Source organism: Actinosynnema sp. NPDC049800, assembly GCF_040656635.1.
GTDB lineage: Bacteria > Actinomycetota > Actinomycetes > Mycobacteriales > Pseudonocardiaceae > Actinosynnema.
Map to the genome: position 1 here is coordinate 306,754 of NZ_JBFAMT010000003.1, position 21,133 is coordinate 327,886.

At 72.4% G+C, this 21,133-nt stretch carries 24 protein-coding genes; 3 read left to right on the forward strand and 21 right to left on the reverse strand.

Going from position 1 to position 21,133, the window contains the following annotated elements; all coding sequences use genetic code 11:
* The first annotated feature begins 7 nt into the window (after positions 1 to 7).
* Entirely contained in the window at positions 8 to 898 is an 891-nt protein-coding gene (locus AB0I91_RS06715; protein ID WP_498780748.1) for a DUF4097 family beta strand repeat-containing protein, read from the forward strand.
* Positions 899 to 952: 54 nt separating this feature from the next.
* On the opposite strand, the gene AB0I91_RS06720 is transcribed toward AB0I91_RS06715, so the two are convergent.
* The 4 genes from AB0I91_RS06720 to AB0I91_RS06735 all read right to left on the reverse strand — a co-directional run bounded on the left by AB0I91_RS06720 (position 953) and on the right by AB0I91_RS06735 (position 4,787).
* Positions 953 to 1,540 carry a TetR/AcrR family transcriptional regulator gene (locus AB0I91_RS06720; protein WP_498780747.1) on the reverse strand — a complete coding sequence of 196 codons (588 nt, stop codon included), beginning with the start codon at positions 1,538 to 1,540 and terminating at the stop codon, positions 953 to 955.
* Between the two features lie 72 nt (positions 1,541 to 1,612).
* Positions 1,613 to 2,626: an aldo/keto reductase gene (locus AB0I91_RS06725; protein ID WP_499635630.1), complete on the reverse strand. Its 1,014-nt coding sequence runs from the start codon at positions 2,624 to 2,626 to the stop codon at positions 1,613 to 1,615.
* Between the two features lie 63 nt (positions 2,627 to 2,689).
* Positions 2,690 to 3,901 (reverse strand): winged helix-turn-helix domain-containing protein, encoded by a 1,212-nt coding sequence (locus AB0I91_RS06730; RefSeq protein WP_499635634.1) that lies wholly within the window; start codon positions 3,899 to 3,901, stop codon positions 2,690 to 2,692.
* Positions 3,891 to 4,787, reverse strand: coding sequence for an EamA family transporter (locus AB0I91_RS06735; protein ID WP_498780743.1), 897 nt, complete (start codon positions 4,785 to 4,787; stop codon positions 3,891 to 3,893). Before AB0I91_RS06735 ends, AB0I91_RS06730 begins: the two co-directional genes overlap by 11 nt.
* A gap of 130 nt (positions 4,788 to 4,917) precedes the next feature.
* Between AB0I91_RS06735 and AB0I91_RS06740 the strand changes: the two genes are divergently transcribed.
* Positions 4,918 to 5,469 (forward strand): GNAT family N-acetyltransferase, encoded by a 552-nt coding sequence (locus AB0I91_RS06740; RefSeq protein ID WP_499635636.1) that lies wholly within the window; start codon positions 4,918 to 4,920, stop codon positions 5,467 to 5,469.
* Positions 5,470 to 5,490: 21 nt separating this feature from the next.
* On the forward strand, positions 5,491 to 5,991 hold the full coding sequence (locus tag AB0I91_RS06745) for a hypothetical protein (protein WP_498780740.1): 501 nt from the start codon (positions 5,491 to 5,493) through the stop codon (positions 5,989 to 5,991).
* On the opposite strand, the gene AB0I91_RS06750 is transcribed toward AB0I91_RS06745, so the two are convergent.
* The 17 genes from AB0I91_RS06750 to AB0I91_RS06830 all read right to left on the reverse strand — a co-directional run bounded on the left by AB0I91_RS06750 (position 5,939) and on the right by AB0I91_RS06830 (position 21,090).
* Positions 5,939 to 6,316, reverse strand: a complete 378-nt coding sequence (locus AB0I91_RS06750; protein ID WP_498780739.1) for a hypothetical protein — start codon at positions 6,314 to 6,316, stop codon at positions 5,939 to 5,941. The two genes, AB0I91_RS06745 and AB0I91_RS06750, sit on opposite strands and share 53 nt — an antisense overlap.
* A 64-nt stretch (positions 6,317 to 6,380) precedes the next feature.
* Entirely contained in the window at positions 6,381 to 7,160 is a 780-nt protein-coding gene (locus tag AB0I91_RS06755) for a cellulose-binding domain-containing protein (RefSeq protein ID WP_499613431.1), read from the reverse strand.
* Positions 7,161 to 7,386: 226 nt separating this feature from the next.
* Positions 7,387 to 7,842, reverse strand: a complete 456-nt coding sequence (locus AB0I91_RS06760; RefSeq protein WP_499613428.1) for a tetratricopeptide repeat protein — start codon at positions 7,840 to 7,842, stop codon at positions 7,387 to 7,389.
* Between the two features lie 35 nt (positions 7,843 to 7,877).
* On the reverse strand, positions 7,878 to 8,636 hold the full coding sequence (dapB, locus tag AB0I91_RS06765; protein WP_498780734.1) for a 4-hydroxy-tetrahydrodipicolinate reductase: 759 nt from the start codon (positions 8,634 to 8,636) through the stop codon (positions 7,878 to 7,880).
* Complete coding sequence (locus tag AB0I91_RS06770; RefSeq protein ID WP_498780766.1) at positions 8,633 to 9,940, reverse strand: M16 family metallopeptidase; 1,308 nt, start codon at positions 9,938 to 9,940, stop codon at positions 8,633 to 8,635. Before AB0I91_RS06770 ends, dapB begins: the two co-directional genes overlap by 4 nt.
* Before the next feature lie 95 nt (positions 9,941 to 10,035).
* Positions 10,036 to 12,273: a polyribonucleotide nucleotidyltransferase gene (locus AB0I91_RS06775; RefSeq protein ID WP_498780732.1), complete on the reverse strand. Its 2,238-nt coding sequence runs from the start codon at positions 12,271 to 12,273 to the stop codon at positions 10,036 to 10,038.
* Positions 12,274 to 12,499: 226 nt separating this feature from the next.
* Positions 12,500 to 12,769, reverse strand: coding sequence for a 30S ribosomal protein S15 (rpsO, locus tag AB0I91_RS06780; RefSeq protein ID WP_498780731.1), 270 nt, complete (start codon positions 12,767 to 12,769; stop codon positions 12,500 to 12,502).
* A gap of 122 nt (positions 12,770 to 12,891) precedes the next feature.
* Positions 12,892 to 13,344, reverse strand: coding sequence for a 2'-5' RNA ligase family protein (locus AB0I91_RS06785; protein WP_498780730.1), 453 nt, complete (start codon positions 13,342 to 13,344; stop codon positions 12,892 to 12,894).
* A gap of 12 nt (positions 13,345 to 13,356) precedes the next feature.
* A complete protein-coding gene (locus AB0I91_RS06790) occupies positions 13,357 to 13,845 on the reverse strand; it encodes a helix-turn-helix domain-containing protein (RefSeq protein WP_498780728.1) in 489 nt (162 codons plus the stop codon).
* 91 nt (positions 13,846 to 13,936) lie between these two features.
* Positions 13,937 to 14,878, reverse strand: coding sequence for a bifunctional riboflavin kinase/FAD synthetase (locus AB0I91_RS06795; RefSeq protein WP_499613419.1), 942 nt, complete (start codon positions 14,876 to 14,878; stop codon positions 13,937 to 13,939).
* Positions 14,879 to 14,925: 47 nt separating this feature from the next.
* Positions 14,926 to 15,375, reverse strand: coding sequence for a hypothetical protein (locus tag AB0I91_RS06800; protein WP_499613416.1), 450 nt, complete (start codon positions 15,373 to 15,375; stop codon positions 14,926 to 14,928).
* A gap of 17 nt (positions 15,376 to 15,392) precedes the next feature.
* Complete coding sequence (gene truB, locus AB0I91_RS06805) at positions 15,393 to 16,253, reverse strand: tRNA pseudouridine(55) synthase TruB (protein ID WP_498780722.1); 861 nt, start codon at positions 16,251 to 16,253, stop codon at positions 15,393 to 15,395.
* 68 nt (positions 16,254 to 16,321) lie between these two features.
* A complete protein-coding gene (locus AB0I91_RS06810) occupies positions 16,322 to 17,671 on the reverse strand; it encodes an MFS transporter (protein ID WP_498780721.1) in 1,350 nt (449 codons plus the stop codon).
* A 110-nt stretch (positions 17,672 to 17,781) separates the two neighbouring features.
* Complete coding sequence (locus AB0I91_RS06815; protein ID WP_499635641.1) at positions 17,782 to 19,083, reverse strand: MATE family efflux transporter; 1,302 nt, start codon at positions 19,081 to 19,083, stop codon at positions 17,782 to 17,784.
* A gap of 106 nt (positions 19,084 to 19,189) precedes the next feature.
* Positions 19,190 to 20,167, reverse strand: coding sequence for a DHH family phosphoesterase (locus AB0I91_RS06820; protein WP_498780764.1), 978 nt, complete (start codon positions 20,165 to 20,167; stop codon positions 19,190 to 19,192).
* 127 nt (positions 20,168 to 20,294) lie between these two features.
* Positions 20,295 to 20,744 (reverse strand): 30S ribosome-binding factor RbfA, encoded by a 450-nt coding sequence (rbfA, locus tag AB0I91_RS06825; RefSeq protein ID WP_123746043.1) that lies wholly within the window; start codon positions 20,742 to 20,744, stop codon positions 20,295 to 20,297.
* A 49-nt stretch (positions 20,745 to 20,793) separates the two neighbouring features.
* Positions 20,794 to 21,090, reverse strand: a complete 297-nt coding sequence (locus AB0I91_RS06830; RefSeq protein ID WP_498780717.1) for a DUF503 domain-containing protein — start codon at positions 21,088 to 21,090, stop codon at positions 20,794 to 20,796.
* Between the last annotated feature and the right edge of the window lie 43 nt (positions 21,091 to 21,133).

Sequence of the window (21,133 nt, forward strand, 5' to 3'; positions counted from 1 at the left end):
GGGGATCATGGAATCGGATGTCGTCGTTCGGCAGCAGAGCTTCGAGGTCGACGGGGTCGTGGAGGTCGACGTGGCGCTGCTCTCCGGCCGGGTGCGGGTGCACCTGGTCGACGAGCCCGGCGTGCACGTCGAGGTCAAGCACGACCCGTCGCCGGGCGAGTCCTGGGCCGCGGGCCTGTCGGGGCTGCTGAGCTGGGTGAACGACCAGTTCGGCAACGGCCGCGGGCAGCCGGCGGGACCGGCCGAGGCGGTGCGCGACGCCCGGCTCGAGCTGACCGGCGGGCGGTTGAGGGTGCACTCGTCCAAGGCGCTGCCGCTGCGCGCCGTGCCGTTGAGCGTGACGGTGCGCGCGCCCGCCGGCTCCCACGTGATCACCAAGGCCGGTTCGGCGGAGGTGACCGTGACCGGCGCGGCGGGTCGGCTGGAGGTCCAGACCGGCACCGGTGACGTGACCGCGGATCGCGCGGACGCGTCGTCACAGGTCAACTCGGGTTCGGGCAAGCTGAGGCTCGGTCCGATGCTCGGCGGGCTGCGGGCGAAGACCGGCAGCGGCGACGTCGAGGTGTCGTCGATCGGCGGGAACACCGTGATCTACACGGGCACCGGCGACGTGTGGCTGGGCGCTGTGCAGGGCGACGTGCAGGTGCGGACCGGCGGCGGTGACGTCACCATCGCCGACGCCGCGTCCGGCAAGGTCCAGCTGGGCACCGGTTCGGGCGACGTCCGCGTCGGCGTTCGGCCCGGCGTGGCGGCGCAGGTCGACCTGGCCTCCAGCTCGGGCTCGGCGCGCAGCGACCTGGACGTCTCCGACACGCCGCCGGCGGACGAGCCGTCCCTGTTCATCACCGGCCGGACCGGCAGCGGCACCGCCCTGGTGACCACGGCGACCACGGCCTGACCACCGGACCACGCCGCGGCGTGCGCACCCCCGATGCGCGCGCCGCGGTTTTCCCTACTCGCGGGCCCTCAGTCCCGCCACCAGGAGTGACACCACCGCCTCGAAGCTCGCGTCGATGCCCGGCGTCGACCACAGGGGCGCGTGGACCGGGTCGTGGAACCGCGCGGTGGCGGCCAGGACGGCCTCGGCCGCGCCGGCCGGGTCGTCGGTGGCGAAGTCGCCGGACGCCACGCCGTCCTCGACGATCCGGGTCAGGTCCTCGACCAGCGTCGCCACGTGGGCGTCCACCACGGCGCTGTTCTCGGTCACCAGCACCGAGTACGTGGCGAACAGCTCCGGGTCGTCCAGCGCCTTCACGCGCTTGGACTCGAAGAGCGCCGCCAGCCAGTCGCGCAGGCGCCGCGGCGCGGGGGTGTCGGCGGTGGCGAGGTCGGTCAAGCCCGCGTGCGCGCGGGCGAGCCACCGCTGCGTGACCGCCTCGCGCAAGGCGGCCTTGGTCGGGAAGTGCCGGTAGACGCTGCCGTGGCTCACGCCGAGGGCGCGGGCCACGTCCACCACGGTCGCCTTGGCCGGGCCGAAGCGGCGGAGGACGTCCTCCGTGGTGCGGAGGACGTCCTCCGCGGTCAGTGCGCCTTCCGCCACGTGGTGCTCCCTGGTGTCGCCGGCTGGTCCCCGGTCAATTGTGCGCGCACCGGCCGGCGACCCCGACCACGGTCAGCGCTCGCTGTCCAGGTGCGCCATCAGGGCCGGCGCGTAGCGCTCGCCCGCCGCGGCGTCGGCCGGGACCGCGGCCTCGATCCGGGACAGGTCCGACTCGGTGAGCGTGACGTCCAGCGCGCCGAGGGCCTCGGTCAGCCGGTCGCGGCGGCGTGCGCCCACCAGCGGGACGATGTCCTCGCCCTGGGCCAGGACCCAGGCGATGGCCAGCTGCGCGACCGTCGTGCCCTTCTCCGCGGCCACCGCGCGCAGGGCCTCCACCAGCGCCAGGTTGTGGCCGAGGTTGTCGCCCTGGAACCGCGGCGACACGGCGCGGAAGTCGTCGGTCCGCCTGGCCGCCGTCCAGTGGCCCGAGATCAGGCCGCGCGACAGCACGCCGTACGCCGTGATGCCGATGCCCAGCTCGCGGGCGGTGGGCAGGATCTCCTCCTCGATGCCCCGGGAGATCAGCGAGTACTCGATCTGGAGGTCGACGATCGGGTGCACGGCGTTGGCCCGGCGCAGCGTGTCCGCGCCCACCTCGGACAGGCCGATGTGGCGGACGCGGCCCTTCTCGACCTCCTCCTTGATCGCGCCCACGGTCTCCTCGATCGGGACGGCCGGGTCGAGGCGGGCCGGGCGGTAGACGTCGACGTGGTCCGTGCCGAGCCGGCGCAGCGTGTAGGCGAGGAAGTTGCGCACGGCCTCGGGCCTGGCGTCGTTGCCGTGCCAGCCGCCGTCCGCGTCGCGCAGCGCGCCGAACTTGACGCTGATCGCCACGTCGTCGCGGTTGCGGTCGCGCAGGGCCTGGCGGATCAGCAGTTCGTTGTGGCCCATGCCGTAGAAGTCGCCGGTGTCGAGCAGCGTCACGCCCGCGTCGACGGCGGCGTGGATGGTGGCCACGCTCTCCGCCTCGTCGGCCGGGCCGTACAGGTCCGACATGCCCATGCAGCCCAGGCCGAGCGCCGACACCTCGGGACCGGTCTTGCCCAGGACCCGACGCCGGGTCACGCGGTGGGTGGAGTTCGTCATGACTCCACTATGAGACTTGGGCTGACAGATTTCAACTTCTGTCAGCCCATCGAGTGGCCGCTCTCACCGCGCCACCGTCTTCAGCACTCCTGCGAGGTCGCCCTTGAGCACGACCTCGACGTCCTCCAGCTCCAGCCAGTCCGCCATGTGCCGCAGCTCGGCGGCCAGCTCGACCGCGACCCGGCCCACGTCCGCGCCCGGCTCGGCGTACGCCGCCTGCACCCGCAGCACCCCCGCCGCCCGGTCCGCCTTCAGGTCGACCCGCCCCACCAGCTCGCCGTCCAGCAGGAACGGGAACACGTAGTAACCGTGCACGCGCTTGGGCCCGGGCACGTAGATCTCGATCCGGTAGAAGAAGTCGAAGATCCGCTCGGTCCGGGCCCGCTCCCAGATCAGCGGGTCGAACGGGCACAGCAGCGCCCGCCCGGTGATCCGCCGCGGCACGCGCACCTCGACGTGGCGGTACGCGGGCACGCCCCACCCCTGCACCTCGACCGGCTCCAGCACCCCTGCCTCGACCAGCTCCGCCACGGCCTGCCGGCTGCGCGCGGGCTGCAACCGGTAGTAGTCGCGCAGATCGGGCTCCGTCGCCACGCCCATCGCCGTCGCCGCACGCGTCACCAGCTCGCGCGCGCCCTCCTCCGCCGTCACCGACAGCCGCCGGGCCAGCACCTCCGGCGGCAGCACGCGTTCGCTCAGGTCGTACAGCCGCTCGAAACCGCGCCGCGTCCCGGTCGTCAGCACGCCCTCGCCGAACAGGTACTCGCACACCTTCTTGACCTCGGACCAGTTCCAGCCCCAGTGGTCCTTGGCCCGCGGCCCGCCACCGGCCAACGCCTTCTCGATCGCGCCCGCGCCGAGCGGCCCCAGCTCCTTCACCACCGCCAGGATGTCGTCCACGAGCTGCGGCGAGCGCTCGGCGACCGTCGTGTAGTTCTTCCACCAGCCGGGGCGCTTGGCCCCGGAGTGCAGCAGCGGCCAGTCCTCCACCGGCACCAGGCTCGCCTCGTGCGCCCAGTACTCCACCAGCAGTCGCGGCTTGCGCGCGCTGTGCGACCACGACGCCTCGTCCACCAAGGACGGCGCGTAGGCCCCGAGCCTGCTGAACAACGGCATGTAGTGCGCGCGGACGGCCACGTTCACCGAGTCCAGCTGCAACAACCGGATCCGGGACAGCACCTTGAGCAGGTGCCGCCGGTTGGGCGCGGAGGCGGGGCGCGCGTCGGCGAAACCCTGTGCGCCCAAGGCGATGCGGCGAGCGACGTCAGCGTTCATCTTCTGCACGGCTGGATACTCCCACCGGGGTACGACGTTTCCGCTCGGCCCGGACCACCAGCACCACCGCCAGGACCACCAGCAGACCGCCGAGCAGCTGCGACACCCCGAACCGCTCGTCCGCCAGCCACACCCCGAGCACCACCGCGATCACCGGGTTCACGTAGGCGTAGGTCGCCACGGTCGACACCGGCAACTGCCCCAGCACGTACACGTACGAGCTGAACGCCAGCAACGACCCGAACACCACCAGGTAGCCCCACGCCGCCCACGACGTCGTGGTGATCGCGCCGAACGACACCCGCTCCCCCGCGACCAGCCCCACCACCGTCAACGCCGCCCCACCGGCCAGCATCTCCACCGCCGACAACGCGAACGGGTTCGCCGGCGTGTCCAGCCGGCTGCTCAGGAACGACCCCAGCGCCCACCCGAACGCCGCCAGCAGCACCACCCACGGCCCCCACCACGACGACTCGCCCAGGTCGTCGGACAACAACACGGCCAGCCCCACCAGGCCGATGGTCACACCCGCGTACGTCACGCCGTGCGGCCGTTCACCGGCGATCCGCCGCATCAGCACCACGTACAGCGGCACGGACGCCACCAGCAGCGCCGCCAACCCCGACGCCACCGACTGCTCGGCCAGCACCACGAGCCCGTTGCCCCAGGCGGGCAGCAGCAGTCCCAGCAGCACCGACGAGCCGAACTGCCGCCGCGTCATCCGCAGCCCGCCGCGCCACGCCACCACCGCCGCCAGCACCGCGCCCGCGAGGAGGAACCGCGTGCCGCCCGACAACAGCGGCGGCATCGACTCGATGCTGAACTTGATGCCCAGGTAGGTCGAACCCCAGACCACGTACACGACGCCCAACGCTGCCCACCGCACGTCACCGACGCTTTCACGCCGGCACGGGTGCAATCACGCGGATTTCCGCCCTGCAGCCGTGAGATCGGACTCCCCCGCACGCCGACCCGCCTCCGCACCCGGCGTGCCGAGCGGCGGATAGGGTGCCGGCATGGCCGACGCCACCGTGCGCACCGCACAGCCCGACGACGTGGCGGAGATCGCCCGCATCCACCGAGACACCTGGCGCACCGCCTACCGGGACATCGTCCCCGCCGAGGTGCTGCAAGCCATCGACGTGAACGAGACCGCGCCCGCGTGGGCCGAGGCGGTCGGGCACGGTCAGGTGTTCGTCGCCGCCGAGGGCACGTGGACGGTGGGGTTCTGCGTCGCCGGGCTGGCGCCCGAAGAAGAAGTGGCGCACGCGGACGGCTCACTGCCCGAGGACGCGGCGACGACGGCTCTGGTGAGCGTGCTCGTGGAGCCGCGCTGGGCGCGGCGCGGGCACGGCGGCAGGCTCCTCGCCACGGCCGCCTCCGACCTGCGTGAAGCCGGCGCCACGAGGGGTGTCGCGTGGGTGCCCGAGGCCGACAAGGCGTCGATCGGCTTCTACGGCAAGGCGGGCTGGGACGCCGACGGCACGGTCCGCACCCTGGACGCGGGCGGGCGGCCGTTGCGCGAAATAAGGGTTACCGGGGGGCTGACCCTACTGCTCGAGCCGTGACCGCACGGGTAGCCTCGCCAAGTGCTCGGGTGGTTGTGCCTCACGTTCGGCGTCGCCTTCGGCTCCGCGCTGGTACCCCTCATCAGCATCGAGATCTTCGTCATCGGTCTGGTCACCCAGCAACCGGGCATCTCGTGGTGGTGGATCGGTATCGCGGTCGCCGTCGGCCAGGTGCTGGGCAAGATGTTCTACTTCCTGGCCGCCCGCGGCTCGCTGCACCTGCCCGCGTTCATGAGGCGCGAGGTGAAGCCGGCCAAGGCGTTATCGCCGTGGCGGCTGAAGTGGAAGGCCAGGCTGGAGTGGGTGCGCGTGCGCTGCCACCGCCACCCGCACTGGATGTTCGGCACGCACGCGGTGAGCTCCGTGGTCGGCCTGCCGCCGTTCATGTTCACCACCGTGCTGGCGGGCCTGGCCGGCATGTCGTCCTGGCTGTTCATCTCCACCAGCGTGGCCGGCCGGTTCGCCCGGTTCAGCGTGCTCGCCGCCTCGCCTGCCGCGGTGGCTGGCTGGTGGGTGCACTGACGGCGCGCTGGTGGCGCACCAGGCGCTGCTCGGGCACGACCAGGCCGTAGTGGTCGTGCAGCTCGGCTTGCTCGGCCTCCGAGAGGTCGCGGTCGCCGACCTTCGGCGCGTCCTCCACCTCGCGCTTGTCGACCGGCACCACGAGCCTGCGGTCGCGGACCTGGGCGCCGCGGATCGGGACGAGCGTCGTGCCGCCGTCGCTGCGCACCGAAGCCCACAGCGGCCGGTCACCGGCCAGCCACACCCCCGCGACCGGTCCGATGGGCCGGCCGTGCCGATCCAGCACGTCACAGTCGTAGAGGCGGTCCACCGCTGTGCGATCCATGCTTCATCGGCTACCCCGCCACTCGGCTGAGCGCACGGTGAACCACCCGGTCGTGTGACCCCGCTCAGGGCCGTTCGTCGGGCCGCTCACCCACCCGTCCGAGGTGGCGCCGCACGACGAGCAGGACGGCGATGCCCACGGCCGCCACGAGCAGGCTGATGACCAGGCCGAGGCGCAGCGCGTCCACCCCGCTGTCGGGGCTCACGTCCGCGGACAGCACGACGGCGGGCTTCGGCGACGCGGTGGGCCAGGTGAACGTGCCCGAGGCCGCCGCCGACGACTCCGACGGCCCGGTCGTGGCCGAGGACGAGGCCGAGGACGCCGACGTGGTCGTGGTCGTCGTGGTGGTGGTCGTGGCGGACGGCTCGGTCGTGAGGGACGGCGTGGACGACGACGCCGGGGCGCCGGTCGTGGTGACCGCGGTGACGGGCGAGCCCGTGCACGGCACGCCGTTCACGGTGAACGACGTCGGCGCGGGGTTGCTGCCCGACCAGGAGCCGTTGAAACCGACCGTCACCGACCTGCCCGTGGCCACCGCGCCGTTGTAACCGGTGTTCGTCACCCGCACGGTGCTCCCGCTCTGGGTGAACACGCCGTTCCACGTCTCGGAGGTGATCCGCTGCCCGGCGGTGAACGTCCACTCCAGGGTCCAGCCCGACAGCGGGTCGCCGAGGTTGGTCAGGGTGACGCGCGCGCCGAACCCGCTGCGCCACTGGTCGGTGACGTCGTAGTCGACGTCGCAGCCGACCGCGGCGTACGCCGTGGCCATCGGGGTGACGAGACCGGTCGCGACCAGGGCCGCGGCGACGGCGAGGGCCGCCCGGACGATCCGAGCGAAGGGCATGGGCACTCCTGGGACGGGCGGCGGTTCGCCTGATTCTTCCCCAGGACGCCGGCGTGATCAGCCGATCGTGAGCGCGATGCCCAGCGCGACGACCACGACCAGGCAGGAGACGGCCAGCCGCAGGTTCTCGCAGGTCTTCGCCATGTACCCACAGTAACCACGCCTACCGGAAGAACCAAGGCAACAGAGCGTGAAGACCGAATGAATCGCGCCTCACTCGAACGGCTTACGCCCGATTCGTCGGCAGGGAGAACAAGTCGATCGCTTTCCGCATGGTCTCGCGGGCCCGGCCGCGGTCACCGGCCAGGTCGTAGGCCTGCGCCAGCAGGAACCACGCCCGCCAGTCCTCCGGGCGCGCCTCGACGTCCACGCGGCGCTCCTCGAACCAGGCGTCGGCCGCCTCGCGGTCCACCCGGCCGGACGGGCGACGCGGCAGCCCGGACGTGTCGAGGAGACCGCCCTCGGCGTCGAGCTGCCGCGCCATCCGCTCCGTGGTGAAGCCGAACCTGAGGTTCGTCCACGCGATCCACGCGCCGATCAACGGCAGCAGGAGCACGCCGACGCCGAGGCCGACGCCGACCGGGTCGCCGGTGCCGAGCAGCACCACGGCCCGGCCGCCGAGCAGCACGAAGTACACCGCCAGCGCGGCGGTGATCACGAACGCGACGGTGCGGGTCTTCACGGTGTCGGCTTCACGGTGTCGGCTGCCCCGGCGGGTCAGAGGTCCATGTACTTGTCGAGCCCCACGGAGAGCCCGGGGTGCCGCGCGATCGACCGCACGGCCAGCAGCACGCCCGGCATGAACGACTTGCGGTCCAGCGAGTCGTGCCGCAGCGTCAGCGTCTCGCCCTCCGTGCCGAACACGACCTCCTGGTGCGCGATCAGCCCCGCCACGCGCAGCGAGTGCACCCGCACGTCGTCCACGAGCGTGCCGCGCGCACCGGGGGCCTCCTGCGTGGTCGCGTCCGGCATCGGGCCGACGCCCGCCGCCTCACGCGCCTGCGAGATCAGCCGGGCCGTGTGCGCGGCGGTGCCGGAGGGGGCGTCCACCTTGCGCGGGTGGTGCAGCTCGATGACCTCGGCCGACTCGTAGTACGGGGCGGCCAGCTCGGCGAACCGCATGGACAGCACGGCGCCGATGGCGAAGTTCGGCGCGACCAGCACGCCCAGCCCCGGCTTCGCGTCGAGCCACTCGGAGACCGTGCCCAGCCGCTGCGCGTCGAACCCGGAGGTGCCGACGACGGCGTGGATGTCGTTGTCCACGCAGAACCGGATGTTGTCCATGACCACGTCGGGGCTGGTGAAGTCGACCGCGACCTGCGCGCCGGCGTCGGCCAGGTTGAACAGCCAGTCACCCGCGTCGACCATGGCGACGACTTCCAGGTCGCCGGCGGCCTCGACCGCGCGGCACACCTCGGCGCCCATGCGGCCCCTGGCCCCGATGACGCCTACGCGGAGTGGTTCTGCGGAACTCAAGAGATCACCTCGTGCACCTGGGACGGCAGATCGTCGGCGTGAGCGTAAGGGCCGACCACGGCGGCGGCGACGGGACGTCGCAGCAAGTCCTTCGCCAGCGTGGCGACATCGGCCGCGGTGACCTCGTCGATGCGCGCCAACGTCTGCTCGACGGACAGGTAGTCGCCGTAGTTCAGCTCGCCCTTGCCGATGCGCGACATCCGCGAGCTGGTGTCCTCCAGGCCGAGCACGAGCCCGCCGCGCAGCTGGCCCTTGCCGCGGGCCACCTCCGCCTCGCTCAGCCCGTCACGGGCCACGGTGGACAGCACGTCGCGCACGACGCCCGCCACGTCGCCGAGCCGGTCGGGCTGGCAGCCCGCGTAGATCGACAACGTGCCCGCGTCCGCGTAGAGGCCGACCGACGAGTACACCTGGTAGGCCAGGCCGCGCCGTTCCCGGACCTCCTGGAACAGCCGCGAGCTCATCCCGCCGCCCAGCGCGGCGTTGAGCACGTTCAACGCGAACCGGCGCTCGTCGTGCCGGTCGAGCCCGCGCACGCCCAGCATCAGGTGCGCCTGCTCGGTGTCGTCGGAGTGCAGCACCAGCTTGCGCGAACCCGGGATGCGCGCCCGGCCGACGCGCGGCGCGACGGGCGTGCCCACGCGGTCGAGCCGGTCGCCGATCTGCTTGCGCACCAAGCGCATCACGTGCGCGTGGTCGATGTTGCCCGCCACCGCGAGCACCATCCGCGGCAGCGTGTAGCGCTTCTTGTAGAAGCCGAACAGCGCGTCGCGGTCCATGTCCCCGATGGACTGCTCGGTGCCCAGCACCGGCCGTCCCAGCGCGTGCTCGCCCAGCAGGGCGTCCAGGAACGCGTCGTGCAGCAGGTCTTCCGGGTCGTCGTCGCGCATGGCGATCTCTTCGAGCACCACGCCGCGCTCGGTCTCGAAGTCGCGCGGCTCGCACAGCGCGTCGAACACCACGTCGCACACCAGGTCCATCGCCAGCGGCAGGTCCTCGTCCAGGACGTGCGCGTAGTAGCAGGTGTGCTCCTTGGCGGTGAACGCGTTCAGCTCGCCGCCGACCGCGTCGATCTCCTCGGCGATCTGCGCCGCCGTGCGGTTCGCCGTGCCCTTGAACAGCAGGTGCTCCAGGTAGTGCGCGGCGCCCGCGACCTCGACCCGCTCGTCGCGCGACCCGACCTGCACCCACAGGCCGACCGACGCCGACCGGACGCCGGGGATGCGCTCGGTGATGACCCGCAGGCCGGAGGGCAGCACGCTGCGGCGCACGGCGACGCCCGCGTCACCGCGTTCCAGCGACATCGTGCTGCCCGGCTTCTGCAGGTGCCCGAGCCTGCGCGTAAGCGGACGGCCGCGGGTGCCCGAAGCACCCGCGGCCGTCCCGTTGACGCTCTTCGTCACTGCGCGTTGGCCTCGGCAGGTGCGGTGTCCTGCACGGGCGCGTCGCCGGCCGGGGCCTGCTCCGCGTCGTCGCTGACCAGGACCAGGCTGATCTTGCCGCGCTGGTCGATGTCGGCGATCTCGACCTGGAGCTTGTCGCCGACCTTGACGACGTCCTCCACCTTGTTGATGCGCTTGCCGTTGCCCAGCTTCGAGATGTGGATCAGGCCGTCCTTGCCCGGGAGCAGGGACACGAACGCGCCGAACGCCGCGGTCTTCACCACGGTGCCCAGGAAGCGCTCGCCCACCTTCGGCAGCTGCGGGTTCGCGATCGCGTTGATCAGGCCGATCGCGGCCTCGGCCGACGGGCCGTCCGCCGCGCCGACGTAGATCGTGCCGTCGTCCTCGATGGAGATGTCGGCGCCGGTCTGCTCGGTGATCGAGTTGATCATCTTGCCCTTCGGGCCGATGACCTCGCCGATCTTGTCGGTCGGGATCTTGACCGACGTCACGCGCGGCGCGAACGGGCTCATCTCGTCCGGGCTGTCGATGGCCTCGGCCATGACCTCCAGGATGGTCAGGCGCGCGTCGCGGGCCTGGCCCAGCGCGCCCGCGAGCACGTCGGACGGGATGCCGTCGAGCTTGGTGTCGAGCTGGAGCGCGGTGACGAACTCCTTGGTGCCGGCGACCTTGAAGTCCATGTCGCCGAACGCGTCCTCGGCGCCGAGGATGTCGGTCAGCGCGACGTACTCCGTCTTGCCGTCCACCTCGTCGGACACCAGGCCCATGGCGATGCCCGAGACCGGCGCCTTCAGCGGCACGCCGGCGTTGAGCAGCGAGATCGTGGACGCGCAGACCGAGCCCATGGACGTCGAGCCGTTGGAGCCCAGCGCCTCGGACACCTGGCGGATCGCGTAGGGGAACTCCTCGCGCTTGGGCAGCACGGGCATCAGCGCCCGCTCGGCCAGCGCGCCGTGGCCGATCTCGCGGCGCTTGGGCGAGCCCACGCGGCCGGTCTCACCGGTGGAGAACGGCGGGAAGTTGTAGTGGTGCAGGTAGCGCTTGTGCGTCTCGGGGGACAGCGAGTCGATCTGCTGCTCCATGCGCAGCATGTTCAGCGTGGTGACACCCAGGATCTGGGTCTCGCCGCGCTCGAACAGCGCCGAGCCGTGCGCCCTCGGGATGACCTCGACCTCGGCCGACAGCGACCGGATCTCGGTGAGGCCGCGGCCGTCGATGCGCACCTTGTCGCGCAGGATGCGCTGGCGCACGAGCTTCTTGGTCAACGAGCGGAACGCCGCGCCGACCTCCTTCTCGCGACCCTCGAACTGCTCGGCCAGCTTCTCCAGCACCGACGCCTTGATCTCGTCGATGCGGGACTCGCGCTCCTGCTTGCCGCCGATGGTCAGCGCCTGCGCCAGCTCGCCGGCACCGGCCTGCTCGACGGCCTCGAAGGCGTCGGCCTGGTAGGCCGGGTAGGTCGGGAACTCGCCGGTGGCCTTGGCCGCGACCTGCGCCAGCTGGGCCTGCGCCTCGCACAGCACCTTGATGAACGGCTTGGCGGCCTCGAGACCCGCGGCCACGACCTCCTCGGTCGGCGCCTGCGCGCCGTCGCCGATCAGGTCGACGACGTTCTCGGTGGCCTCGGCCTCGACCATCATGATCGCGACGTCGTCACCGACGACGCGGCCGGCGACGACCATGTCGAACACGGCCTTCTCCAGCTGCTCGTGGGTCGGGAACGCCACCCACTGGCCCTCGATCAGCGCCACCCGGACGCCGCCGATCGGGCCGGAGAACGGCAGACCCGCGAGCTGCGTGGACGCCGACGCGGCGTTGATCGCCACGACGTCGTACAGGTCGGCCGGGTTCAGGCTCATCACCGTGATGACGACCTGGATCTCGTTGCGCAGACCGTCCACGAAGGACGGGCGCAGCGGCCGGTCGATGAGGCGGCAGGTCAGGATCGCGTCGGTCGACGGGCGACCCTCGCGGCGGAAGAACGAGCCGGGGATGCGGCCCGCGGCGTACATGCGCTCCTCGACGTCCACCGTGAGGGGGAAGAAGTCGAAGTGCTCCTTGGGGTGCTTCGACGCCGTCGTGGCCGACAGCAGCATCGTCTCGTCGTCCAGGTAGGCGACGACCGAGCCCGCCGCCTGGCGGGCCAGGCGACCGGTCTCGAAGCGGATGGTGCGCGTGCCGAACCGACCGTTGTCGATCGTGGCGGAAGTCTCGTGGACCTCGATGTCCGTCATATGGGTACTCCTCGTCATGCGGGTCACAGCGCGCTCAGGGCGCGGGATCGCGGTTCGGACGAGGCCGGTCTTCGATCGAAGTCCCCTGGGGTTTCCTCTACCAGGGGGCCACTACCGAGGACCGGCGAACTGTCGTCCCGTGCGCCGCGCGTGCTTCCCTCGTCTTTTGTTCTCGAATTAACGCCAAGGGGGAGTGACCTTGGTGGTCACTCCCCCTCGGCAGGTCTCACCTGCGCAGGCCGAGCCGCCCGATGAGGGCGCGGTAGCGCTGGATGTCCACCTTCTGGAGGTAGTTGAGCAGCCGGCGGCGACGGCCGACCAGCAGGAGCAGGCCACGACGCGAGTGGTGGTCGTGCTTGTGCTGCTTCAGGTGCTCCGTCAGGTCGGCGATGCGCTTGCTCAGCAGCGCGACCTGGGCCTCGGCCGAACCGGTGTCCGTGTCGTGGACGCCGTACTCGGAGAGGATGGTCTTCTTCTGTTCGGTGGTCAGTGCCACGTGCTCGTTGCTCCTTGTGCTGGTTAAGTGCCGTGCGGCCCCACGTGAGCGGGGTAGTCGGTACTGGCCGCCACGGACCGCAGCCAGACCCAAATGTCGAGGTTACCAGCAGTGGCGACGCGTTACCCGTTTGCCGTGCTCAAGGGCACTCGGTCGAGCACCGAGTAGCCCTCGGCCGGGTGGCTGCGGACCAGGGCGACCTCGGTGGCCGTCCACTCGCGACCGGTGAACTCCACGTGCGGCAGCACGGCGCCGCGGGCCACGGTGACGTGCGGTCGCCAGTCCGGCGGCACGCGGGCCGCCTCACCCAGCTCGGCCAGGTCGCCGGCCACCCCGATCCACAGCACCTGGCGGAACGTGCCGCTGCCGCGCAGCCTCAGCACGGGCGCGGTCACGCGGTCGAGGCCGTCGAGCTGACCGGCGGGCTCGGCCTCGCCGAAGAACCGGACGGTGACGTGCCAGCGGGCCGGGTGCTGCCAGCGCAGCCGGGGGTGCGCCGCGCGGAACGGGCGGAGGGCGTCGTGCAGCTCCTCGACGACGTCGGCGGGCGGGAAGATGGCGGAGAAGAGGCTCACGAGCGGGGCCGGTCAGGCGTCGCGGACCTTGCCCGCGCGGCGCAGCAGCTCCGCCAGGGCCGGGAAGTCCTCGCCGAGCACGTCGGCGGCCTGGGACAGCTCGCGGCCGTCGGCCAGGCGGCGCAGGAACGGGAACACCACGGCCTCGTCGTCCGCGCTGCCGTTCACCGGCAGTGAGTCGCGGCTCACGGTCGGCTTCGACTGGCGGACGTCCTCCAACGCGCGCTGCAACGCGTCGGGCGAGCCGGACGCGACGTCGGGGGTGAGGACCTTGCGCTCCAGCATGATCATCCGGGCCAGCACGGACGGGTTGCCGATCTTGGCCCGCCGTCCGCTCATGACCTGGCTCAGCATCGGCGCGCTGATGCCGAGCACGTCCGCGAGCTGGGCCTGGGAGATGCTGAACGCGACCACGAGCCGGCGCACCCGGTCGCCCAAGGGTTCCCCGTACCACTCCCGCTGCAACGCGAGATTGCGCTGGACGATCTTGTGGTCCTCCACCTTCGCCTCTCCCCTGACCGACGGACGTGTCAGGCATCTTGCCAGGTCGCCCGGTGTCGCACGGTGGGTTCCACCCACCTGGTTCAACCTGTCAGGCGTCACCCGGATCCAGCAGGAGGTCACGTGCGGTGGCCACGTCGCGGTGCATCTGCTCCAGCAGCGACTCGACGCTGTCGAACTTCACCATGTCCCGCAGCCGGTCCACGAAGTCGAGCGCGACCCGCTGGCCGTAGAAGTCCTCGTCCACGTCGAGCACGAAGGCCTCGACCCGCCGTTCCCGGCCGGAGAACGTCGGGTTGGTGCCCACGCTCACCGCGGCCTTGAGGCGGCGGCCGGAGCCGTGCACGAACCAGCACGCGTACACGCCGTCCGCCGGCACCGCGGCGAACCGCGCGGTCGACAGGTTGGCCGTGGGGAAGCCCAGTTCCTTGCCGCGGCCGTCGCCGCGCACCACGATGCCCTCCAGCCGGTGCGGCCGGCCGAGCGCCTGCGCCGCGGCGGCCACGTCGCCCGCGTCGATGCACGCCCGGATGTAGGTCGACGAGTACGTGACGCCGTCGTCGGTCACCAGATCCGCCCCCTCGGTCACGAAACCGAATCTCTTGCCCAGCTCGCGCAACAGCGTCACGTTGCCCGCCGCCTTGTGGCCGAACGTGAAGTTCTCCCCCACCACCACGGCCGCCACGTGCAGCCGGTCCACCAGCACCTCGTGCGCGAACTCGTCGGCCGGCGTGCGCGAGAGCTCGGCGGTGAACGGGATCACGCAGAACACGTCGACGCCGAGGCCCTCGACCAGCTCGGCCCGCCGGTGCAGGCTCGTCAGCTGGGCCGGGTGGCTGCCCGGCCGGACCACTTCGGACGGGTGCGGGTCGAAGGTGATGAGGACGCTCGGCACGCCCTTGTCCTCGGCCAACCCGACCGCGCGGTCGATCAGCGCCTGGTGCCCGCGGTGGACGCCGTCGAACACGCCGATGGTCACCACGCAGCGGCCCCAGCCGCCGGGCAGGTGGTCGAGCCCTCTCCAGCGTTGCACGCGGGCCAGCCTAGGCCGTCGGCCCCGGCGCGCCGGCCGAGGTCGGGCTAGTCGTGACGGATGTCGCGACCGGCCTGGTGGACGGTGCCGCCGTCGCGCGCGACCGCGTTCTGGTTGACCGTGGTCGGCGAGTTGATCGTGACCGGGCCGAGGTTGCCACCCTGCACGACGGTGCCGTGCACCGTGCCGCTGATGTTGTTGTGCACGTTCGCGGTGGACGGCTGCGACTGCGGTTGCGGTTGCGGCTCGGCGGTGGCCGGTTCGGTCGACCCCGCCGGTTCGGGTCGCTCGGCCGCTTCGGATCGCTCGGCCGGTTCGGCCGGCGGCGTCGGGGCCGGTGCTTGCACGCGCAGGGCGATGACCACGCCCAACGCGGTGAGCAGCACGACCGTCACCCACGCCCACGGGTTCGCGCGGCCGTCGGTGGCGAGGTTGATCGCCACCCCCGTGGCCGACGTCACCACACCGGCCGCGGCCGGCCACACCCATCTCGACATGTCGTCCACGGTAGGCCTCATCCGCTCGGCGTGAGTACCACCAACGGCTTGGCGATCGGACCCTCGTCCTTCGCCAGCGCCACCACGTGGCCGTCCGGGCCGAAGACGCCGTACGTGCCGTCCAGCCCGCCCGCGGCCAGCCGTTGGCCGTGCGAGAGGGCGACCGCCTCGCGGGGCGCGATCTCGCGGCGGGGGAACGCGGTGGCCACGGCCGAGTCCAGGTCCAGGGACAGGCCCGGCGCGCTCTCCAGCTGCTCCAGCGTCTTGGCCACGCGCAGGTCGAACGGGCCGACGCGCGTGCGGCGCAGGGCCGCCAGGTGGCCGCCGACGCCGAGGTCCGCGCCGAGGTCGCGGGCCAGCGCGCGCACGTAGGTCCCGGACGAGCACTCCACCATCACGTCGAGCTCGGTGACGCCCTCGCCCTCGCGGCGGATCGACAGCACGTCGAAGCGGTGCACCGTGACCGGGCGCGCCGGGATCTCCACCGTCTCGCCCGCGCGGACCCGCGCGTAGGCGCGCTTGCCGTCGATCTTCACCGCGCTCACCGCGCTGGGCACCTGCTCGATCGCGCCGGTCAGCTTCGCCACACCGGCCCGGATCGCGTCCTCGTCCACTTCGGACGCGTCGGCCGTGGAGAGCACCTCGCCCTCGGCGTCGTCGGTCGTGGTGGACGAGCCGAGGCGGATCGTCGACAGGTACGCCTTGCTGTCCAGCGCGAGGTGGCCGAGCAGCTTGGTGGCCCGTTCGATGCCGAGCACGAGCACGCCGGTCGCCATCGGGTCGAGCGTGCCCGCGTGCCCGACCTTGCGGGTGCCGAGGATGCGGCGGACCTTGGCCACCACGTCGTGGGAGGTCATGCCGTCGGGCTTGTCGATCACGACGAGGCCGGGCGGGACGGGTGGCCCAGAGGGACGAACACGAGAAGATGCGGACACGGACGAGGATCCTAGGCGTCGACCAAAGCGCGCTTGCCGGCCGCGCCGGTCGCCACGTCCCACCGGCGGCGGCGCAACTGCACCGGCACGGACTCGCCGCGGTCCTCGGCGGCGAACACCGCGGCGCGCGCCCGGCGCCACCACACCACCGTGCGCCACAGGCCCGCCAGCAACACCGCCACCACGGACGAGAACGCGACCCGGTACGCCTGCGGCGCCGAGAGCACGGGCTCGACCACGTCCAGCAGCACGCCGACGGCCAGGGCGGTGAACGTGATCGCGGCGAACCCGCCGACGTTGGCCACGCCGGTCGCCGTGCTCACCCGGTGCAGCGGGTTGTAGTCGCGCACCAGCGCGAACGCCACGCCGGACGCCGGGTTGCCCAGCGCCAGCACCGCGAACACCGCGTACAGCGCGGGCGTCGGCAGCACACCGCCCGGCCAGCCGAGCAGCACGGCCCAGGACAGCACCGCCACGGCGAGGTAGGCGCCGACGATCGGCATCCGCCACTCCGGCCGGTTGCCGATCACCGTGCCCATCACCGGCCCGGTCACGATCGCCACCAGCACCAGCGTGCTCAGCACCGCCGACGCCGACGGCCGCGACAGGCCCTGCGCCTCGACCAGGTACGGGAAACCCCACAGCAGGCCCAGCACGGCGGGCGCGGACATCGACGTGAAGTGCACCCAGAACCCGAGGCGGGTGCTCGGCTCGCGCCACGCCTCCTTCACCTTCGCGCCCACCGCGCGCAACGGCACCGGCTCGACCACGGGCTGCGGGACGCCGTCGGGCACCTCGCGCACGCGCCACGCGACCACCGCCGCGTACGCCGCCGTGGCCAGGCCCGCGACCAGGAACGTCACCGTCCAGCCCGCGTTGTCCAGCAGCAAGGTCAGCGGCACGGTGGCCAGCAGGTTGCCCGCGCCGCCCAGCGCGGCGGACAGCGTCATGACCACGGTGAACCGGCGGGGCGGGAAGTGGGCGGCGGCCAGGCGCAGCACGCTGACCCACGTCATGGCGTCGCCGACGCCGAGCACCGCGCGTGCGGCCAGGCCGAGCGGGTAGGACTCGGCGAGCGCGAACAGGGTCTGGCCCACGCCCATGAGCAGGGCCGCGGCGGTGAGCACGCGGCGCGGGCCGAAGCGGTCCACCAGCAGGCCGGTGGGGATCTGCATCAGCGCGTAGAGGCCGATCTGCAGCACGGTGAACGTGCCGAGCGCGGCGGGTCCGACGGCGAAGCGGTCGCTCGCCTCCAGGCCGGCGACGCCGAGCGAGGTCCGGTGGAACAGGGCGGCGATGTAGACGAGGACGGCGGTTGACCAGATCAGCCACGCTCGTTTGGTGGCACGATCGACCGGCAAGGGGTGTCTCCTAGGCTTCCGTGCGGCAGCACTCGCAGTATCGGGAAACAGTTGCCTACTGTTAACGATTCCGGAGGGTGCCGAACACCACATCACGCCTGGTCACCGCGTCACCACACGGTGCCGACGCGCGCCCACTTCCCCGATCTGGTGCGCATGAGGACCAGCACGAGCCGCAGCACCATGAACGCCGACAGGCCGCTCCAGATCCCGATCAGCCCCCAGCCGAACGCGTGCGACGCCCACACCAGCGGCAGGAAGCCGAGTGCCGCCGAGGCCAGCGTCGCGGTGCGCAGGAACGCCGCGTCGCCCGCGCCGAGCAGCACGCCGTCCAGCGCGAACACCACGCCGGCGATCGGCTGCAGGCCCACGAAGAACCACCAGGCGTGCGGGATCTCGTCCAGCACGGCCCGGTCGCTGGTGAACACCATCGGCAGCGGGCCGGCCAGCGCCGCGAACAGGACGCCGAGCAGCACGCCGAACCACAGCCCGTACCCGGTCACCTGCCAGGCGAACCGGCGCGCCTGCTCACGGCGTTCCGCGCCGAGCGCCGCGCCGATGATCGACTGCGCGGCGATCGCCAACGAGTCCAGCACGAGCGCGAGGAACGTCCACAGCTGCAGCACGACCTGGTGCGCCCCGACCGCGCCGACCGACGTGCGCGCGGCCACCGCCGCGGCGGACAGGAAGCACGCCTGGAACGCGAGGCTGCGCAGGACGAGGTCCCGGCCCAGGCCCAGCTGGGCCCGCATGCGGTGCCGGTCGGGCCGCAGGCTCACCCGTTCCGAGCGCAGCGCCTTGAAGAACAGCCCGGCGGAGAGCACCTGGGCGATCACGTTCGCGATCGCGGAGCCCTCCAGGCCCCAGTGCGCGCCGTGCACCAGGACCGGGCACAGCACGGCCGAGACGGCGTTGCCGACGAGCACGTACCGCAGCGGGCGCCGGGTGTCCTGCACACCGCGCATCCAACCGTTGCCGGCCATCGTGACCAGCACGAACGGCGCGCCGAACAACGCGATCCGCAGCCACGCGACGGCGTTGTCGGCCACCTCGCCGCCACCGCCGAGCAGCCGTGCGGCGGGACCGGCCAGCACCTGACCGAGCACGATCACCAGCGCGCCCACGGCCAGCGCCAGCCACGTCGCCTGCACGCCCTCCTCGACCGCCTCGCGCCGCCGGCCCGCGCCGAACAGCCGTGCCGTGCGCGCCGTCGTGCCGTAGGAGAGGAACGTCAACTGGGTCGCGACCTGCGTGAACAGCACGCCGCCGACCGCGAGGCCCGCCAGCGGCAGCGCGCCGAGGTGCCCCACGACCGCCGTGTCCACCAGCACGTACAGCGGCTCGGCCGCCAACACCACCAGCGCGGGCGCGGCCAACCCGACCACCCTGCGCGCCGGAACCCGCTCCTCCACCTGATCCCCTCAATGCACGACGAATCCGTCCCGGGCGCAGGACTCACCCGCGTGTCCTACGTCCGGAACGCGCGTGTCCTACGCCCGGAACACCCGAGTCGAACGCTCAGGACGGCGCGGTCACGGTCTCCAGGGCGGCACGCAGGCTCGCCAGCACCTCGTCGGCCTCGCCGGCGGCGGTGAAGCCCGCGGCCAGCCGGTGGCCACCGCCGCCGAGCAGCTGCGCGACCTCGCGCACGTCCACCCGGCTCACCGCGCGCAACGACACCGACCACGACGACGGCCGCAGTTCCTTGAGCACCGCCGCCACCTCGGCCTCGGCCGTGGTGCGCACGAGGTCGACCACGCTCTCGACCTCCTCGGGCCGCAGCCCGGCGGCGTCCTCCAGCGTCACGACGGCGTGCACGAACCCCAGCCCACCCGCCGCGTCACGCTCCAGGCGCGCCCGGCTCAGCACCTTCGCCAACATGCCCAGGTACCCGAACGGGTGAGAGTCCATCAACGGCCGGGCCACGGCCTCGGCGTCCACCCCGGCCGCGAGCAGCCGGGCGGCCACCTCGTGCGTCGTCGCCGACGCGTGCCGGAACGACCGCGTGTCCGTCACCAGACCCGCGTACACGCACCGCGCCACCGGCTCGTCCAGCTCGACGCCCAGCACGTCCAGCAGCCGCAGCACCACGAGCGCGGTCGCCTCGGCCCGGTCGTCCACCACGTTCACGTGCCCGAACCCCGGGTTCGACACGTGGTGGTCCACCACGACCACCACACCGGCGGTGGACACCCGATCGGCCAACGGACCAAGCCGCCCGACACTGCCCGTGTCCAACGCGACCAGCACCGGCGGCGCGGCGGGCACCGCGGACGCGGGCACCAGCAGCCCCGCCACGTCCAGGTCCCGCAACGTCTCCGGCACCTCGGCCGGCGCGCCGAACGACACCCGGACCACCGCGCCCCGGCGGTGCAGGGCCAGCCCCAGCGCCAACGCGCTGCCCAACGCGTCCGCGTCGGGGTTCACGTGCGCCAGCAGCGTCACGTCGGTGGCGGTGGACAGGACGCGAGCGGCCTCCGCGAGTTCCGCGCTCAAGTCGCCGGTCGCGCGGAGGCCGTCGGACACCCGGGCGCCATCGGACGCGCGGACACCATCGGACGCGCTCGGGTCGGGAGACGCGCTCGGGTCGTTCAAGCTCGGATCGTTGTGCACGGCGAGAACGCTAGTCGGCGTCCTCGGCCTCGCGCGGAGGCTTGTACGGGTCCGGCTCGCCCGCCGGCTCCGCGCCGTGCGCGATGCGCGCCACCTCGGCGTCCAGCTCCCGCGCCTTGGCCAGCAGTTCGTCCATCCGACGCGCCTCGGCGGGCACGTTGTCGGTGACGAACGACAGGGTCGGCGTGAACCGGACACCGGTCTGCTGGCCGACCATGGTGCGCAGCACGCCCTTGGCCTTCTCCAGCGCGGCGGCGGCGCCCGCGAGGTCCGGCTCGGAGTCGAGCTTCTCGCCGAGCACGGTGTAGTAGATCGTCGCGTCGTGCAGGTCGCCGGTCACCCTCGTGTCCGTGATGGTGACGCGAGCCAGCCGGGGGTCCTTCACCTCGTGCTCCAGCGCGGAAGCCACGATCTGCGAGATCCGCTTGGCCAGCTTGCGAGCCCGTGCCTGGTCGGCCACGGCGCTCCCCTCCTGTCGTTGCGATTCGTCGCCTGCTCGGCGACGCTTGCTAGTCGTCCTCCGGCCCGACCAACCTGTGGCGGGCGGAGAGAAGTTCCAGTTCGGGCCGTCCGGCCACCAGCCGCTCGCACGCGGCCATCAGGTCCCTCACATGCTCGGCGTCGGCGGCGACGGCCGCCACTCCGATCAGGGCCCGGCGGTGCAGGTCCAGGTGGCCCGCCTCGGCGACCGACACCTCGAACCTGCGGCGCAGCTCGGCCACGATGGGCTTGACCACGGACCGCTTCTGCTTCAACGAGTGCACGTCGCCGAGCAGCACGTCCAACTCAAGGGCACCGACGAACACAGATGATCACCAAGGGTGTCCAGAGGTGCGGGGCCGCCGGCTA